The following is a 16,692-nucleotide window of genomic DNA, read 5'->3' as shown; positions in this document are numbered from 1 at the left end:
GCGCGGGCGTCACCACCGGATGCCGTCCACGGCCGCGGCGACCAGCGGCACGATGCCGAGCAGGAGGAAGGCGGGGAGGAGGCAGACGCCGAGCGGCACGGCGGCACGGACCCCGACGGTGCGGGCCCGGTCCTCCACCGCCGCCCGACCGCTCGCCGCCAGCTCGTCGGCGAGGTCGAGAACGGCGGTGGTGACGGCCACCCCGGCCTCGTGGGAGCGCACCATGACGCGGCCCAGCGGGGCGAGCTCGGGGCTCTCCGCCATGAGGCGGCGCCAGACCTCGTCGGGGTCGAGCCCCAGTGCGAGCCGAGCGGCGACGGGCGCGAGGTCGTCGGCGGCCGCGCCCGGCAGGGCGTCGCACACCACGGTCAGGGCGGTGCCCGGCGCGGCCCCGGAGGCCAGGGCGGCGGCGTACAGCTCGACGAACGCCGGCAGGTCGCGGCGGACCCGCTCCCGGCGCCGGCGCACCGACGCCGGCTCGGAGCGGCGCACGAGCACCCACAGCAGCGCACCGACGACCAGGCCGGCCACCCAGCCACCGCGGCCCGACACGAACGACGCGGTGCCGACGCAGGCACACGCGGCCCACAGCGGGGCGAAGCGCTGGACCCGGTCGGTCGGGGCGGCCCCGGGCGGACCGCTCCCCTCCCCCCGCCGGGTCCGTGCGGCGGTCCCGGGACGGACGGGCCCCGGCGGCAGCGCGAGGAGGACGGCGGCGACGGCGGCGACGGTGGCCACCAGGACCGCGGCGCTCATCCGGCGGACCGCGTGACGTCGTCGGCGATCGCCTCGATCCACCACAGGCCGGCGAAGCCGCACGCGAGCCCGCCCGCGAGGCAGGCCAGGCCGAGCGGGGTGGCGAGCAGGAAGTGCCAGGGGTTGCCGCCGGTCGCCCCGCCCATGAGCAGCGCGACCACGGGCAGCCCTGCCATCAGGCGCGCCGTGGCGCGGGCCGAGGCCAGCTCGGAGGCGACGACGCGGCGGGTGGCCTGCGTGGCCCGGGCGAGCCCCGCGACCCGGGTGAGGGCCTCCGCGAGGCCGGCTCCCGTACGGCGCGTGACCTGCCACGCGGCAGCCACCAGCCGCAGGTCGCCGGCTCCCGGCTGGTCGGCGAGCTGCCGCCACGCCGTCACGACGTCGGCCCCCAGCGCGTCGGCCCGTCGGACCGCGTCGACCTGCGGCCACTCCCGGGCGGCGGTGGTGAGCGCCGACGACGGCGGGCGGCCCGCGCGCAGCTCGGCGGCGACCAGGTCGCACAGCGCCAGCACCCGGTCGCGGTTCGCCGCCGCGGCGGCCGCGGCCCGACGGCGGCGCAGGAGCGCGCGCCCGCCCAGCGCGGCCGCGCCGACGACGAGGGTCACCACGAGGACGGTGCCGTCGAGCAGCACGACTGCCCCGGCCACCGCGGCGCCCAGGACGAGGGTGTCGGTACGACGCGGGGCCCGGGCGCCGAGGCCCCGTCGTACGGCGGCACCCGGTGGCCCGGCCAGGGCAGCGTCGGGAGCCGGCCGGTGCAGCAGGACCACCGCGGCCGCCGCGGCGAGGGCGGCCACCGCCGCCGGGCTCACGAGCGGCTCCCGTCGAGGAGGTCGGCGAGCCGGTCGGCACCCCCGCGGTCCCGCAGGCGACCGTCGTCGTCGACCGCGACCGCGGGCTCCGCCACGACCAGGCCGTCGTCGCGGCGGCCGAGCACGGCGACCTCGGTGAGCATCCGCCGTCCGTCGGAGCCGCGGCCGAGGTGGAGCACGACGTCGAGCGCCGCCGCCATCTGGCTGTGGGCGGCCTCCCGCGGCAGCCCGGCGGCCTGGGCCAGGGCCTCGACCCGGGCGACGACGTCGGACGCGCTGTTCGCGTGCAGCGTGCCGCAGCCGCCCTCGTGGCCCGTGTTGAGGGCGGCCAGCAGGTCGACCACCTCGGCGCCGCGCACCTCGCCGACGACGAGCCGGTCGGGGCGCATCCGCAGCGCCTGCCGCACCAGCGTCCGCAACGGGACCTCGCCCGCGCCCTCGACGTTGGCGGGCCGCGCCTCCAGCGCGACCACGTGCGGGTGGTCGGGCCGCAGCTCGCTCGCGTCCTCGACCAGCACCATGCGCTCGTGGCCGGGCACGAGCCCGAGCAGCGCCCCGAGCAGGGTGGTCTTGCCCGAGCCCGTGCCGCCGCTGACGAGGAACGCCAGGCGGCGCTCGACCACCCGGGCGAGGAGCCGGGCGCCGGCGGGGGTCACGGCCCGGGCGGCCAGGAGGTCGTCGAGGTCCAGGCGCCGGCGCCCCGGGACGCGCAGGCTCAGCAGCGTGCCGGGCCGGGCCACCGGGGCGAGGACGGCGTGGAACCGCGTGCCGTCGGGCAGCCGCGCGTCGACGTACGGCACCGCGTCGTCGAGCCGGCGACCGGCCTGCGCGGCGAGGCGCTGGGCGAGGCGTCGGACGCCCGCGTCGTCGTCGAAGCCGACCTCGGTGAGCCGGAGGCCGTCGCCGGTGTCGACGTAGACGGCGTCGGGACCGTTGACGAGCACGTCCGTCACGCCCGGCAGCCGCAGGAGCGGGTCGAGGGGCCCGGCCCCGAGCACCTCGCGCCGGAGCTGCTCGTGGACGGCGAGCACCGTCGCGTCACCGACCGGCCGACCGGCCTCGCGCAGGGCGACCGCGACCCGGTGGGGCGTGAGCTGGCCGGGCTCGTCGGCCAGCCGCGCACGGACGACGTCGAGCAGCGGGGCCACCGCCAGGCGCTCGGCGGCACTCACGCCGCGCCCCGACCGCGCTCGGTCGACCGGTCGTCGGCCCGGGCCACGTCCGCCAGGATGGCGAGCACGGTGAGAGCGGCGTGGAGCAGCGCGCCCCGGGGCCGCACGGGCCCGACCCCCAGCCGGGCGGCCTCGGCCACCCGCCGCTGGTCGGGCAGCTCGGCGAGCACCGGCGCGCCCACCGCGGCGGCCGTCGCCTCGGCGCCCGGCCCGCGCCCGCGCAGCAGGAGGCCGACCGTCGTGCGGTCGCCCAGCCCGGCCACCGTGCGGGCGGCCGAGGCCAGCCCGCCCAGGGTGGGCGCCACCGGCACGACCACCAGGTCGCAGCGGGCGACGAGCTCGTCGACGTCGGCGCCGAACCGGCGGGGCAGGTCGAGGACGACCGTGCGGTGGCCGCGCGAGGCCGCGGCCAGCGTCTCCCGGGCGGCGGACGCGGGCAGCGCCACGGGCGGGCCGCCCCAGGCGAGGACGCCCAGGTCGCCTCGCTGCGGCAGCGACTCCCGCAGCGCCCGCGCACCGAGCCGGCCGGCGGTGTCGAGCAGCGCCTCCCAGCGCACGCCGTCGGTGGCCTCGAGCCCCAGCACCCGGTCGGCCCCCGGACCCCACGGGTCGGCATCGACCACGACCGCCGGACCCTCGAGCGCGGCCACCTGCCCCAGCGCGCAGGCCAGCGTCGTCGCGCCGGCGCCGCCGCTCCCCCCGAGCACTCCCACGACCCGGCCCCGCTGGCGGGCCTCGTCGAGCCCGCCCAGCAGCTCGACCACCACCTCGGTGGCGCCGGGCAGGGGCAGCACGTCGTCGGCGCCGAGGCGCACGGCCGCCCGGTAGAGGTCGTCCGGCGGCGCGGGCCAGGTGACGACGTGCACCCCGCGGCGTCGGGGCGGTCGCAACGCGGCGAGGTCGTGCGCGGACTCGGCACCGACGAGCACGAGGGGCGCCCGCCCCCAGGCGGCGAGCGCCTCCACACCGCCGGCGCTCACCCGTGGGCTGACCCCCGCGGCGGCCGCGAGGGCGAGCAGCTCGTCGCGGAGCAGTGCGTCCCCCACCACCAGCAGCGGTGGGGCGCCACCTCCCGGGTCGTCGGGCCCGGGGCCTCCCGGTGTCCCGGGGGCGGGTCGGCGGCGTACTCGTCTCGGGGCGGCACTCATGGCGACCACGCTCCCCGTGCCCGTCCCCGCCTCGTCGGGGCCGCGCGCGCCCTGGGGACGACGGAGCCGCCCGGGCGGCCTGGGGACGAGAAGCGGCCCGCCCGCGCAGGCCGGAACCTTCCACCTGCCGGTGGGCCCCGCGAACGGCCACTGTGGGGAGCCACCGCAGAAAGGTGCCGCCATGCCCGAGCCCGAGAACCACCCCGCACCACCGGTGGGCCCACCGGCCGGCCCACCGGTCACCCGACCGGTCGCTCCCCAGGTCGTCGTCCGGGTCGCGGTCACCACCGGCGCCACCACGACCCGCAGCGACCTGGCGCTCGTCGGCAGCCGCGGCACCCTGCGCACGCCGGTGCCGGCCGACGCAACCGCCGACGGCACCGCTCACGACACCGCCGACGCAACCGGGAGCGACACCGCACCCGGGGCGCACGCCGACGTACCGGACCCCACCACCTCGACCTTCGCCGCCGCCGACCTCTGGCCGACGGTGCGGCGGCTCCTGCCCGACGTGCCCCACCTGCGGGCGGCGCCCGCGATCAGTCGCCCGGCGGACCAGCACACCCCGCCGGCGGACTTCGTCGAGGCCTGCCGGCACGCCGTGACGATCACGGTCGGCACCCGCTTCCCCGACGACCCGGCCGCGCTGCCCCCGGCGCTGCGGGCGCTCCTGCGCCCTGCCGGCCCCGGGCTCCCCGAGGCCCTCACCCTGCGTTCCTGGCTGGTGACCGACGACGAGCTGTACGCCGTCACCGCGGGGCCCGACGGATCCACGGTCGTCGCCTCCGAGGTGCCCGGCGCCCTGGCCGCCACGCTGCAGTGGGACGTGGCCGGCGCGCTCGACCACCTCGTCGGCGTGCTGCGCGGGGCGGGAGCGGCCTGATGAGCGTGCTCACCCACGGGATGGACACGGAGGGCGGCCTCGCCGCCGCCCAGACGATGTCCGACGGCGCCACGACGATCACCGAGCTGGCGAGCCGCCTCGACGCCGTGCTCGAGGGCTTCGACTGGTGGGGGTCCGACGCCGAGCGCGTGCGCGGCGAGTGGTCGTTCACCCAGCGCCCCCAGCTCGTGCTCGTGGCCGAGCACCTCTCGGAGCTCGCCGTACGGCTGCGCGCCGAGGCGGACGCCCAGAGCACCGTCTCGGGCGAGACCGGCGCCACGGGCCCGGGTGGCGTCGGCGGCACGGGCGGGACCGTGCCGGGCGCGGCCGAGCCCGGCCTCCTCGCGAGGGTCGGGGCCTGGATCGGCGACCGGCTCTCCGCCGGCGGCGCCGCGCTCGGGCGGCTCCTGGGCGCGGCGACGGACGTGCAGGCCAAGATCCTCGACGTCGTCACGGGGCAGCGCGACTGGTCAGTCTCCGCGATCGCCGCCAGCGCGATCACCACCGTCGGCTCCGCGGTCGGCGTCGGGGTCAACCTCTGGACGGGCCAGGACAAGGCCTGGTTCGCGGAGGGCCCGGGCCACGCCGGGGCCCCGGTCGCCGTGCCCGCCAGCGACACCGGGCTCGTCGGCCGCCCCGCGCTCGAGCAGCCCCGCAGCCTCGACACGATCATGCAGGGCGTCACCGACGCCTACACCGCGGCGTCGGGCGACAGCACCGGCGAGGTGCGCATCACCCGCGTCGACAACGGCTCGGGCACCCCGGCGTACATCGTGGCCGTGCCCGGCACCGAGACCTGGAGCCCCGCCGCCGGCGCCTGGCCGCGCGACCTCACCGCCAACGTGCAGCTGATGGCCGGACAGCCCACCGCGGCCGCCGAGAGCGTGCGGCTCGCGATGGAGAACGCGGGCATCCCGCCCGGCGCGCCGGTGCTGATGGTCGGGCACTCCCAGGGCGGCATGATCACCGGCCACCTGGCCACCGACGCGGCGTTCCGGGAGCGCTTCAACGTCACCAACATGGTCACGTACGGCGCCCCCGTCGACCACCTGCGGGTGGAGGGCGTGAACGTGCTCCAGATGGGCCACACGAACGACCTGGTGCCGCGCACCGACCTCGAGGGCTGGCGCCCGGGCGGCCTGCCGCACCTCGGGCAGCAGGTCGAGCTGCCGAGCCCCGGCGCGCTCACCGACCCCGTCACGAACCACAGCCACGAGGCCTACATCCGCACGGTCCACGACGCGCTGGGGTCCGACACGCCGCTGGGCGAGCGCCTCCGCGCCTACCAGGGCGACCCGTCGATGGCGCCGTTCCTGGTCGGTCCGCACGGGTCGGCGACGGCGGTCGACGTGACGATCTCGCGCGTGCCGCGGGGCGGGTGACGCGACAATGGCCCGGTGAGGCACCCCAGGAGCACCCCGTGGGCTGGCTGACCCGTCTCCTCGGCGGGTCCGGCCGGCCGCCGGAGCAGGTCGAGGCGGAGCTGCTCGACGCCGTGCGGCGCCTCGACGGCGTGCGGGCCGCCGAGCTGCCCTACCGCACGGACGCGAGCGGCGGCGGGTCGCTGCGCGGCTTCGTCGACCTCGCCGAGCCCGGCGACCTCGAGCCCGTGCTCGCCGCCGTGGGTCGGGTGCTGGGTCGCGACGGCGCCCGCGTGGCCGTCTACACGGTCGGGCGGCTGCCCGACGGCAGCACCGTCACCCCCACCCTGTTCGGCTTCCGCCCGCGGCCCTCCGGGGCCGAGCTGCACGAGCGGTACGGCGACTGACCTGGCCCCCGCGACACGCGGCCGGGCCGACCCGGACCGTCCGCCCCCTATCCTGGCCGTATGCCCGGCAGCGCGCCCGCCGGCCGCTCCGCGGCCTTCTTCGACCTCGACAAGACGATCATCGCGAAGTCGAGCACGCTCGCCTTCAGCAAGCCCTTCCAGGCCGGCGGCCTGATCTCCCGGCGTGCGGTGCTGCGCTCGGCCTACGCCCAGTTCGTCTACCTCGTGGGCGGCGCCGACCACGACCAGATGGAGAAGATGCGGCAGTTCCTCTCCGCGCTCACCGCCGGCTGGGACGTCGGCACGGTGCGCGAGATCGTCGCCGACACGCTCCACAACATCGTCGACCCGCTCGTGTACGACGAGGCCGTCTCCCTCATCGAGGAGCACCGGCTCGCGGGGCGCGACGTGGTGATCGTGTCGACCTCGGGCTCGGAGGTGGTGGAGCCGATCGGCGCGATGCTGGGCGCCGACCACGTCGTGGCGACCCGCCTCGTCGAGGAGGACGGCCGCTACACGGGCGAGATCGCCTACTACGCGTACGCCGAGGAGAAGGCCAACGCGATCCGGTCGCTGGCCGCCGAGCGGGGCTACGACCTCGACCAGTCGTTCGCCTACTCCGACTCGGTGACCGACGTCCCGATGCTCGAGGCCGTGGGACACCCGTACGCCGTGAACCCCGACCGCGACCTGCGCCGCATCGCCGTCGCCAACGAGTGGCCGGTGCTCGTGTTCGACCGCCCGGTCGCGCTGCGCAGCCGCCTCGCCCCCGCCACCCCGACGCTCGCCGCGCTCGCCGTGGGCGGGGCCCTGACGGTCGGCGGCCTCGTCTGGGCGCAGACGCGTCGGCGTCGCCGGACGGCCTGAGACAGCCCTCCCGGGACCCGCACGGTGGGCGACACGCCCGGCCGCACCGACCCTCTTGCGTGACCCACGTCACAGGCGTAGAACAGGGGTCAGACAACTCCAGACTTCACGCCACACCGGGTACCCACGCGGCGATCTACCCTCTCGAAGAGGGCGCCTGCCATCGGGACCCACCCGCGGCAGCAACCAGGTGCACGCTTGGTAGCCATCGGTGTGACGTGTCAGCGACGGCACCCGGATCTACGCGATTCCGGGTGCCGTTCGCTGTGCGGTCGCCCGTCGCCCGTCGCGCACGGAGCGGCGGCCCCGTCAGGCCTCGTCGGCGCCCCGACGGAGCGGGCTCGCCTCGGCTCCGGCGGCGAAGGCCTCCGCGCCGTACAGGACCCAGGAGTGCACGCCCGCGACGGACCCGCTGCGGTAGCCGCGCAGGTTCGACTCGTACTGGGGCCGCAGGGCGAGGTGGCCCGCCTCCGGCACGACCAGCGACTTCTCGTCGACACCGCGCGCGACGAGCACGAGACGCTCGGCGGCGCGGGCGACGATGCCGTTGTGGGAGCCGAAGGGCGCCGACACGGCCAGCTCGGCGTGGACGACGGCCGCCACCACCAGGGCCGGCACCTCGGTGGAGGTGAGGAGGATGTCGGCGACCCCCCGCAGGCGCGCGGCGGACTCGGCGTCGCGGGGACGGCCCAGCCGCTCGGCGGGCAGGCTGCCGTTCGCGGCCAGGGCGTGGAGCCGCGCGAAGACCTGGAGCGGCGAGCGGTTCACCTGGGGCGCCAGCCCGAGCATCTCGGTCGAGAGCCGCACCGCGTCCTGCGCGATCTCGTCGCCCTCGCCCTCGCGCACCTGCGCGAGGGTGGCGGCCGAGCCCTCGAGCACCGCGCTCGCGTGCGCCCCGCGCAGGAGCGACTCGGCGGTGGTCTCGGGCGACGTACGACGCAGCCCGCGGTCGCGGAGCATGACGTCGATGCCGTCGCGGGCGGCGGCGTACGCCGAGCCGACCCCCTCGAGGGCGACGAGGTGGGCGAGCGGGTCGGTGGAGGGGGGCACGCGCGCAGGCTACCCACGGCCGGGGACGCAGAAGGGAGCCGACCCCGGGGGGCCGGCTCCCTCTGCGCTGCGGGTGCTACGGGTGGTGCGGGTCGTGCGTCAGCGGCGGATGGCCACCGAGAGCGCCACCGCCGAGGGGGCGATGGTCGCGGTGCCCGGCTGCCACACCGTCAGGCGGTGCCAGCCGACGACGCCCGGAGCGAGCGTCACGCGGGCGGCGCCGTTGCGGACGGTCGCCGTGTAGGCGCGACCGCCGTACGAGACGTACGCCGGACCGTTGTAGGCCCCGCCGCTCGAGTTGCCGACGCGGATGTAGAGCGTGCCCGACTGGCCCGGCTTCAGCGGCTGGGGCGCCACCTCGGCGAGCACGACGGAGCGCGCCTTGTTCTGCGTGATGACGACGCCGCTGCTCGACGGCGCGTTGTTCGCGTCACCGAGGTAGTTCAGGCCGACGCGGTAGGTGTTCGGCGCGAAGTTCTTCGGCAGGGCGAGGGTCGTCCGACCGTTGACCACCGCGGCACGGTGGAGGACCCGGCCACCCCAGATCATCTCGACGACGCCGGTGGCCGGCACGCCGCTGGTGGAGGTGATCGCGACCGGGACGCCGACGTACTGGCCGTAGAAGGCGTTGACCGGGGCCGGGGGCACGAGCGTGGTCGGCTGCGGCGTCACGACGGGCGCCTCGACCAGGATCGGGCCGACGACCGTGTCGGTCGGGCTGGCGACGAAGTAGAGCTCGCCGCCGTCGACCGCGTCGTCCGGGACGACGACGTCGACGCTGGCCGCGCCGTCGACGACCGGGAAGGTCTCGTCGGTGATCGAGTAGACCTCGTCACCCTCGATGAGCACGGGCTCGATCGTGGTGTTGTCGGGCGAGCCGAGCGACGTCATGTCGAGCTTGGCGAAGTCGAGCGAGAGCTCCTCGCCCGGCACGACGGTGGCCGGGAAGCCCGGCGCCTCGACCTGGCGCTTGGCGAAGTCGGGGGCGATGGCCTCGCCCTCGAGGGAGTTCTGCAGGTAGCCGATCCACAGGTCGCGGTCGACGAGGCCGGTGTCGCGCGACGTGCCCTCGCGGAAGGCGGTGAAGCTGTCGCCGCCCGTGGCGAGGAAGTTGAACGTCGAGACGGTGTAGGTCTCCTCCGGGTCGACGGCGACGCCGTCGATCCAGGCACCGGTGACGCGCTCGCCCTCGGGGGCGGCCGGGTCGGTGGTGATGCTCACGTTGTCGGAGACGCCGAGCTGCAGCGTCGTGGTGCGCGCGGCGCTCGGGAACTGCTGCTCGAGGACGCCCAGCAGGTCGGCGCCGGTGATGTCGACGAGCCAGATGTTGTTGACGAACGGCAGCACGTTGTTGGCCTCGGCGTAGGTGACGACGCCGTCGGTGTTGGCCGGGTTGCTGGACGTGTTGCCCGCGAAGAGCAGGTCGTCGCGCAGGCCGCCCGGGTTGACGATGCCGAGGTCGGCGACGCCGAACTCCTCGGGCAGACCGTCGCGCAGGGCGTTGCCGACGAGGCCACCGAGGGTGGACTCCGCGGCGCGGTCCGTGGCGCCCGGCGCGCTGTAGGCGCGGGTGATGTCGGCGGTGATCTCGGCGACCGGCTGGTTGCCGATGACCGCGGCCTGGGCGATCGCCGCGTCCGTGATCGCCTTGACCTCGGCGACGGCCGGGTAGCTCAGGTTCTCGGTCGCCACGCGCGCGACGTTGGTCTGCGTGTGGGAGACGACGTCACCCGTCTCGGAGTCGACCGTCAGGACGACCTTGCCGATGTTCTCGCCGTACTGGCCCGTCTGCAGCACGGGGCGGGTCTTGCCCTCGACACCCGGGACGGGGGCCTCCCACGCGTACTTCTGGTGCGAGTGGCCCGTGAAGATCACGTCGACGGACGCCGCCGTCTCGGTGACGATCTCCGCGAAGGCGCCGGCCTTGGCGACCTCGGCCTCGAGCGTGCTCGTCGCCTCGCCGACGGCCGCGCCCTCGTGGTACTCCGCCACGATGATGTCGGCCTCGCCGTTGGCGTCGTTGCCGTCGCTCAGCTGCGCGGCGACGCGGTTGACCGCCTCGACGGGGTCACCGAAGTCGATGGTGGAGACGCCGGCCGGCGAGACGATGGTGGGCGTCTCGAGCGTGACCGCGCCGACGACGCCGACCGTGAGGCCCGCGACGTCGAACGTCGCGTACTCCTGCAGCGCGGGGGTCGTCGTGCCCTTCTCGTAGACGTTCGCCCCGAGGTAGGGGAAGTCCGCCGACTCGCTCACGCGGCCCGAGAGGTCCGCGAAGCCCTGGTCGAACTCGTGGTTGCCCACGGCCGAGGCCTGCAGGCCCAGCGCGTTCAGCACGTCGAGCGTCGGCTCGTCCTGCTGGATGGCCGAGTTGAAGACCGTGGCGCCGATGCTGTCGCCGTTGGCGAGGAAGAGGGTGTTCTCCTCGGCGGCCTTCAGCTGCTCGATCGTCGTGGCGAACTTCGTCGTGTTCGCGTCGATGCGACCGTGGAAGTCGTTGATGTTGAGCAGCTGGATGTCGACGGGGTCGGCGGCGGTGGCCGCCGGCGCCAGGGCGACCGGCACCACGGCGCAGACGGACGCCGTGACGGCGAGCGCAGCCAGCCGTCCGACGCGCGAGCGCACCGCGCTGCGGGAGTTATGAGTGGGAGACACGAGGGACCTCTCGGGATGACATGCGTGGGTGACCTCGGCACGCTAACCCCAGAAACGGCTGAGCAAAGCGTTTCATTCGATGAAAACTCTGTAACGACTTGGTGCTGTGGGTCGCGCTCCCCACGCGAGATCGTCCGGTGTGGGGAGCGGTCCACCGAACGGGCCCCGCCGGCGGGGTCGACGCCGCTCACGCGCGGACGCGCGGCGCGTCGGCCGCGTTCGCCGTACCCCCGCCGGTAGCCTCGCGCCCACCATGGACCCGCTGTCCTCCACCACCCGCACCACCCCGTTCCCGCCCGACGCCGCCGTGTGGCTCGCCGGGCAGTCGGGGCGCACCGTCGTGCTCGTCGGCGACCCCGCCTCCACCCGCGTGATCCACGAGGCCCTGGCGGCCCTGGGGTACGACGTGCGCGGCAGCGAGGACGGCACCATGAGCCTCCCCGACCGCTCCGTCGACGCGATCGTGGCCGTCGACCGGGTCCCCGACCTCCAGGTCGCCGCGCGCGTGCTCCGGCCGGGCGGCCAGGTGGCCGTCGTCGCGCACGAGCACGACCAGCGCATCCCGTGGGTGCGCAAGCTGGCGAACGCCGTGCGCATCCCCGGCGCGGCCGACCCCCTGCCCGGCATGACGGGCTCGCCCTACTTCGGCCACCCCCTGGTCGAGACCTTCCGTTTCTGGCAGGTCGTCACGCGCGACGGCCTGGCCGAGGTCGTCCGCGGCCTGCCGACCGTGCTGGCGCGCAGCCACTCCGAGCAGGAGCGCGCGGTCTCCGACGCCCTCGACCTGTACGACGACTACGGCCGCGGCCCCGACGGGATGCAGCTGCCGTGGGTCAGCCACTGCTACCGCGCCCCCGTGCTCGCCGAGGCGTGGGCCCTGGTGACCGAGCAGGCCCGCGCGGCCGCGGAGGCCGCCGAGCTGGACGAGCGCACCGCCCGCGCCGCGGCCCGGGCCGTCGAGCAGGAGGCCCTCGGGGACGAGCAGCCCGACCACCCGGAGGACGCACGCCACGGCGGTCCCGTCGACCCCCTGGACCTCGCGCAGAGCATCGGCCGTGACGAGCGCGCCGCGGCCGACCGCCGGGACGCGGACGACCGCGCCGCCCACCTGGACGACACGCAGCCCTTCCCCGGCCCCCGCTCGGACTTCGACCTGGGCGACACGATGGAGGGCGTCATCACCTACGTCGTCGACACGGGCGAGATGGCGCCGGTGCGGGCCGAGCTCGCCCCGCGTCCGACGACCCCGCGACCGACCGTGCCGCGCGCCCCGGCGGCCCCGGCCCGCCCGGCGCGCTCCGTCGTCGACGAGCCGGACGACCCGGCCGAGCCGGACCTCCTCATCCGCTTCGACTGACCCGCCCCACCGATCGCCCCACCGATCGCCCACCGAGCGGAGGTCGCGCCGTGGCGCGCTGGACCCGACGTCGTACCCGCCTCGGCACCGAGGCCGACCGCGCCACGTTCCGCACGCTCCACACCGCGTCGCTGGCCTCCCCCGCGCTGCGCCAGGGCCTGACCGCGGCCAGCGCCGAGAAGGCCGTGCGCCACCTGCACGCCCTGCTGGGCACGCCCGCGGTCGCCCTCACCGACACCACCGCCGTGCTGGCGTGGGACGGCATCGGCAGCCACCACGCCGCCCAGTCCGGCGCCCTGGCGGCGCGGGCCGTGGCGGCCGGCACGACCGTGCTCGGCGACGCCGACGACCTGCCGTGCGAGGCGGCCGCCTGCCTCGTGCGCGCCGCGATCAGCAGCCCGCTCGTGGTCGACGACACCGTGGTCGGCACGCTGACCGTGCTGGCGCCGCAGCTGACGGGACGTCTCGTGCGCGCCACCGACGAGGTGGCCGTCTGGGTCTCCGGCCAGCTCGAGCTCGCCGAGCTCGACGCGTCGCGCAACCGCCTCGTCGAGGCCGAGGTGCGGGCGCTGCGGGCCCAGATCAGCCCGCACTTCATCTACAACTCCCTCGGCGCGATCGCGTCCTTCGTGCGCACCGACCCCGACCGGGCGCGCGAGCTGCTGCTCGAGTTCGCCGACTTCACCCGCTACTCCTTCCGGCGGCACGGCGAGTTCACGACGCTGGCGGAGGAGCTGCGCTCCATCGAGCGCTACCTCCTGCTCGAGCAGGCCCGCTTCGGCGACCGGCTCGCCGTACGTCTGCGCATCGCGCCCGAGGTGCTGCCCGTGACCGTGCCGTTCCTCTGCCTGCAGCCGCTGGTGGAGAACGCCGTGCGGCACGGGCTCGCGGGGTCGTCGCGGCCCGTCACGACCGTGACGATCGTGGCGCGCGACCTCGACCAGGTCTGCCTCGTCGAGATCGAGGACGACGGCGCCGGCGAGGACCCCGAGCGGATCGCCCGGGTGCTGCGGGGCGAGCCGGTGCCCGACGCCGGGCCGGGCACGGGCGCCGGGTCGGGCGAGGGCGCGCACCCGTCGGTCGGGCTGGGCAACGTGGACGCGCGGCTGCGGGCGACGTACGGCGACGAGGCCGGGCTCGTGGTGGAGACCGCGCCGGGCGCCGGCACGAAGGTCACCGTGCGGCTGCCGAAGTTCACGCCCGGCGTGCACGCGTAGGGGTCAGGGGCGCTCGAGCACGGCCGGCAGGCGGTACGGTCGGCGCGTGACCCAGGCCACGACGCCCCCGGAGCCCCCGGACGCGGCACCCGTCGCCCCGGCCCTCGGCGTCGTGCTCGTGGTCGACGACGAGCTGCCCGCCCGCGACGAGCTCGCCTACCTCCTGGGCCGCGACCCCCGGGTCGGCGAGACCCGGATGTGCGCGTCGGCGACCGAGGCGCTGCGGCACCTGCACGAGGGCGGCGTCGACGCCGTCTTCCTCGACATCGCGATGCCGGGCCTCTCGGGCCTCGAGCTGGCCGGGGTGCTCGCCAACTTCCGCGAGCCGCCCCCGATCGTCTTCGTCACCGCCCACGAGGAGCACGCCGTGGAGGCGTTCGACCTGCGGGCGGTCGACTACCTGCTGAAGCCGCTGCGCGAGGAGCGGCTGGCCGAGGCGGTACGGCGCGTGCTCGCCCGCCACGGCGGCCCCCCGGCCCCGACCGGCGACGAGCAGGTGCGGGTCGAGCGCGGGGGCGTGACGCGCTTCCTGCCCCGCTCGGCGATCACGCACGTCGAGGCGCACGGCGACTACGCGCGGCTGCACGCCCGCCTCGACGGCGAGCCCACGACGTACCTCGTGCGCACCCCTCTCGCGACGCTCGAGGAGGAGTGGGCGAGCGCCGGGTTCGTCCGCATCCACCGCTCGCTGCTGGTGGCGCTCGCGCACGTCGAGGAGGTGCGCATGGAGCAGGGCCGCTGCGCCGTCGTGGTCGCCGGGGTCGAGCTGGGCGTCAGCCGGCGCCACACCCGGGCGCTGCGCGAGCTGCTCGCCGGGTCGCGCTGACCGTGCCGGAGAGCGACGGGACACCGCGGCCCGACCGCGCCGACCGCACCGACCGCACCGACCGCACCGGCAGTCCCGGCGGGCCCGGCGGCGTGCTGCCCCCGACCGCGCGGGTGCGGGTCACCGGTGCGCCGCGCACCCACGTGCGCCGCAGCACGGGCACCGAGCAGATCGACGCCGGCACCCCGACCGGCGAGGTCTACCTGCGCTCCCTGCTCTCCGAGCAGCTGCGGCTCGGCCTGCGCACCGTCGGCCTGCTGGTGCTCCTCGTCGGCTCGCTGCCGCTGGTCTTCTCCGTCGCGCCGGAGCTCGCGGCCGTGCGGGTCGCCGGCCTGCCCCTGGCCTGGCTGGTGCTGGGCGGCGCGGTCTATCCCGTGCTGTTCGGGCTCGGGTGGCTGCACGTGCGGCGGGCCGAGGCCAACGAGCGCGACTTCGCCGACCTGGTGGCCGACCGGGCGGGGACCCCCCGCCGTACCGACCCCGCGGACCCCGCGTGACCGCCGACCTCGACCCCCGCTGGGGTGCCGGGGCCGTCGCCGTCGTGATCGTGGCGACGCTGGTGATCGGCACGTGGGGGCTGCGGTTCTCGCGCACCACGAGCGACTTCTTCGTGGCCTCGCGCTCGGTGCGGCCGACGCTCAACGCCTCGGCGATCGGCGGCGAGTACGTCTCCGCCGCGTCGTTCCTCGGCGTCGCGGGCCTGGTGCTCGTGTACGGCGCGGAGATGCTCTGGTACCCCGTCGGCTGGACGGCGGGCTACCTCGTCCTGCTCGCCCTCGTCGCCGCCCCGCTGCGCCGGTCGGGGGCCTACACGCTGCCGGACTTCGCGGAGGCCCGGCTGGCGTCGCCGCAGGTGCGCGGCCTGTGCGCGGTGCTCGTGGTCGCGATCGGCTGGATCTACCTCATCCCCCAGTTCCAGGGCGCGAGCCTCACCCTCACCGCCGTCGCCGGGGCGCCCGGCTGGCTGGGCGGGGTGGTGGTGGCGCTCGTCGTGCTCGCGGGCGTCGCGTCGGGCGGGATGCGCTCGATCACCTTCGTGCAGGCCTTCCAGTACTGGCTGAAGCTCACCGCGCTGCTGCTGCCGCTCGCGGTGCTGCTCGTCGTGTGGGTCGGCGACGGCCGGCCGACGGGGGCGGGCGAGGGCGGGTCGGGCGTCACGGGGCCGGGGGTCGCGGACGACTGGTCGATGCCGTTCGGCGGCTCCATCGCGGGCCTCGCCGACGGGCCGCAGGGCCTCTACGTCACCTACTCGCTGATGGTCGCGACCTTCCTCGGCGCGATGGGGCTGCCGCACGTGGTCGTCCGCTTCTACACGAACCCCGACGGCCGGGCGGCGCGTCGGACGACGCTGGTCGTGCTCGGCCTCCTCGGCGTCTTCTACCTGCTGCCGCCGGTGTACGGCGCGCTCGGTCGCGTGTACGCCGGGGCGCTCACCCCCTCCGACGGCGCCGACACCGTGGTGCTGCAGCTGCCCAGCCTCATGCTCGACGGGGTGCTCGAGAACGTGCTGACCGCACTGGTGACGGCGGGCGCGTTCGCGGCGTTCCTCTCGACGTCGTCGGGGCTCACGATCGCGGTCGCCGGGGTGCTGAGCCAGGCCGTGACGCGGCGGCAGGCGGCCCGCCCTGCCGTGTCCGGGACGGGGCAGGGACGCCGGCCCCGGTTCGGACCCGTCGCGGCGTTCCGGCTCGGCGCGGTGCTCGCCGCGACGGTGCCGTGCGCGGCGGCCCTGGCAGCCCCGGACCTGCCCGTCGCCCGGTCGGTCGGGATGGCCTTCGCGGTCGCGGCCTCCACGTTCTGCCCGCTGCTCGTGCTCGGCATCTGGTGGCGCGGCCTCACGGACGTCGGCGCGCTCGCCGGGCTCGTCGTCGGCGGGATCGGGTCGGGGGTGGGCGTCGTCGCCGCCCTGGTGGTCGAGGGCGGCAGCGGCGGCTGGACCGTCGCCCTCCTCACCCAGCCCGCCGCCTGGAGCGTGCCGCTGGCCTTCGCCGTGATGGTCGGCGTCAGCCGGGCCACCCCGGGCCGCGTCCCGGCCTACACCGACCGGTTCATGGTGCGGCTCCACACGCCCGAGGTGCTGGACCTCGACCGCGGCTGACGCCGAGCTGTCGCGTCTGCACGACCGGATGACGCCGAGCTGTCGCGTCTGCACGACCGGATGACGCCGAGTTGTCGCGTGTG

The 16,692-nt window shown here is 76.4% G+C and carries 15 protein-coding genes; 9 read left to right on the top strand and 6 right to left on the bottom strand.

The genetic code is table 11. From position 1 onward, the window contains the following. Positions 1-9: 9 nt before the first annotated feature. The 4 genes from K329_RS0122035 to ssd are packed head-to-tail and all read right to left on the bottom strand — an operon-like array spanning position 10 to position 3,786. The gene (locus tag K329_RS0122035; RefSeq protein ID WP_028474731.1) at positions 10-756 is read right to left on the bottom strand and encodes a type II secretion system F family protein; all 747 of its coding nucleotides are present in this window, start codon (positions 754-756) and stop codon (positions 10-12) included. Further along, on the bottom strand, positions 753-1,568 hold the full coding sequence (locus K329_RS28785) for a type II secretion system F family protein (RefSeq protein WP_052337222.1): 816 nt from the start codon (positions 1,566-1,568) through the stop codon (positions 753-755). Before K329_RS28785 ends, K329_RS0122035 begins: the two co-directional genes overlap by 4 nt. Next, positions 1,565-2,740: a TadA family conjugal transfer-associated ATPase gene (locus tag K329_RS0122025; protein WP_028474730.1), complete on the bottom strand. Its 1,176-nt coding sequence runs from the start codon at positions 2,738-2,740 to the stop codon at positions 1,565-1,567. The genes K329_RS28785 and K329_RS0122025 overlap by 4 nt, the downstream gene beginning before the upstream one ends. Continuing rightward, positions 2,737-3,786: a septum site-determining protein Ssd gene (gene ssd, locus K329_RS28780; protein ID WP_245596649.1), complete on the bottom strand. Its 1,050-nt coding sequence runs from the start codon at positions 3,784-3,786 to the stop codon at positions 2,737-2,739. The genes K329_RS0122025 and ssd overlap by 4 nt, the downstream gene beginning before the upstream one ends. Positions 3,787-4,069: 283 nt before the next feature. Between ssd and K329_RS0122015 the strand changes: the two genes are divergently transcribed. Genes K329_RS0122015 through K329_RS0122000 form a run of 4 tightly spaced genes read left to right on the top strand, consistent with a single transcriptional unit; the run spans position 4,070 to position 7,406 of the window. Continuing rightward, positions 4,070-4,771: a hypothetical protein gene (locus tag K329_RS0122015; RefSeq protein WP_028474729.1), complete on the top strand. Its 702-nt coding sequence runs from the start codon at positions 4,070-4,072 to the stop codon at positions 4,769-4,771. Then, positions 4,771-6,153, top strand: coding sequence for an alpha/beta hydrolase family protein (locus tag K329_RS30000; RefSeq protein WP_028474728.1), 1,383 nt, complete (start codon positions 4,771-4,773; stop codon positions 6,151-6,153). Before K329_RS0122015 ends, K329_RS30000 begins: the two co-directional genes overlap by 1 nt. Before the next feature lie 38 nt (positions 6,154-6,191). Beyond that, the gene (locus K329_RS28770) at positions 6,192-6,539 is read left to right on the top strand and encodes a hypothetical protein (protein ID WP_043644402.1); all 348 of its coding nucleotides are present in this window, start codon (positions 6,192-6,194) and stop codon (positions 6,537-6,539) included. 60 nt (positions 6,540-6,599) lie between these two features. After that, the gene (locus K329_RS0122000; RefSeq protein WP_028474727.1) at positions 6,600-7,406 is read left to right on the top strand and encodes an HAD family hydrolase; all 807 of its coding nucleotides are present in this window, start codon (positions 6,600-6,602) and stop codon (positions 7,404-7,406) included. A 309-nt stretch (positions 7,407-7,715) separates the two neighbouring features. Here K329_RS0122000 and K329_RS0121995 read toward each other — a convergent pair whose 3' ends face one another. Both K329_RS0121995 and K329_RS28765 read right to left on the bottom strand, forming a co-directional pair. Beyond that, a complete protein-coding gene (locus K329_RS0121995; RefSeq protein WP_028474726.1) occupies positions 7,716-8,456 on the bottom strand; it encodes a hypothetical protein in 741 nt (246 codons plus the stop codon). Positions 8,457-8,555: 99 nt separating this feature from the next. After that, on the bottom strand, positions 8,556-11,111 hold the full coding sequence (locus tag K329_RS28765; RefSeq protein WP_084541506.1) for a bifunctional metallophosphatase/5'-nucleotidase: 2,556 nt from the start codon (positions 11,109-11,111) through the stop codon (positions 8,556-8,558). A gap of 253 nt (positions 11,112-11,364) precedes the next feature. Here K329_RS28765 and K329_RS0121985 point away from each other — a divergent pair, with 253 nt between their 5' ends. Genes K329_RS0121985 through K329_RS0121965 form a run of 5 tightly spaced genes read left to right on the top strand, consistent with a single transcriptional unit; the run spans position 11,365 to position 16,609 of the window. Then, a complete protein-coding gene (locus K329_RS0121985) occupies positions 11,365-12,468 on the top strand; it encodes a class I SAM-dependent methyltransferase (RefSeq protein WP_028474725.1) in 1,104 nt (367 codons plus the stop codon). Positions 12,469-12,518: 50 nt separating this feature from the next. Continuing rightward, positions 12,519-13,685 (top strand): sensor histidine kinase, encoded by a 1,167-nt coding sequence (locus K329_RS0121980; RefSeq protein WP_028474724.1) that lies wholly within the window; start codon positions 12,519-12,521, stop codon positions 13,683-13,685. A 46-nt stretch (positions 13,686-13,731) separates the two neighbouring features. Continuing rightward, positions 13,732-14,511: a LytR/AlgR family response regulator transcription factor gene (locus K329_RS0121975; protein ID WP_084541505.1), complete on the top strand. Its 780-nt coding sequence runs from the start codon at positions 13,732-13,734 to the stop codon at positions 14,509-14,511. Positions 14,512-14,513: 2 nt separating this feature from the next. Beyond that, a complete protein-coding gene (locus K329_RS28760; protein ID WP_245596648.1) occupies positions 14,514-15,008 on the top strand; it encodes a hypothetical protein in 495 nt (164 codons plus the stop codon). After that, the gene (locus tag K329_RS0121965) at positions 15,005-16,609 is read left to right on the top strand and encodes a sodium/solute symporter (protein WP_028474722.1); all 1,605 of its coding nucleotides are present in this window, start codon (positions 15,005-15,007) and stop codon (positions 16,607-16,609) included. The genes K329_RS28760 and K329_RS0121965 overlap by 4 nt, the downstream gene beginning before the upstream one ends. Positions 16,610-16,692: the final 83 nt, after the last annotated feature.

It is taken from the genome of Nocardioides alkalitolerans DSM 16699, assembly GCF_000426525.1.
Taxonomy (GTDB): domain Bacteria; phylum Actinomycetota; class Actinomycetes; order Propionibacteriales; family Nocardioidaceae; genus Nocardioides; species Nocardioides alkalitolerans.
Note: the sequence above shows the minus strand (reverse complement) of the source record. Positions and strands in the feature narration are given on the sequence as shown.

What these genes read in the sequence shown, in the direction of transcription:
- K329_RS0122035 (WP_028474731.1), bottom strand. Translation starts at nt 756, where the DNA reads ATGAGCGCCGCGGTCCTGGTGGCCACCGTCGCCGCCGTCGCCGCCGTC.
- K329_RS0122015 (WP_028474729.1), top strand. Translation starts at nt 4,070, where the DNA reads ATGCCCGAGCCCGAGAACCACCCCGCACCACCGGTGGGCCCACCGGCC.
- K329_RS30000 (WP_028474728.1), top strand. Translation starts at nt 4,771, where the DNA reads ATGAGCGTGCTCACCCACGGGATGGACACGGAGGGCGGCCTCGCCGCC.
- K329_RS0122000 (WP_028474727.1), top strand. Translation starts at nt 6,600, where the DNA reads ATGCCCGGCAGCGCGCCCGCCGGCCGCTCCGCGGCCTTCTTCGACCTC.
- K329_RS0121985 (WP_028474725.1), top strand. Translation starts at nt 11,365, where the DNA reads ATGGACCCGCTGTCCTCCACCACCCGCACCACCCCGTTCCCGCCCGAC.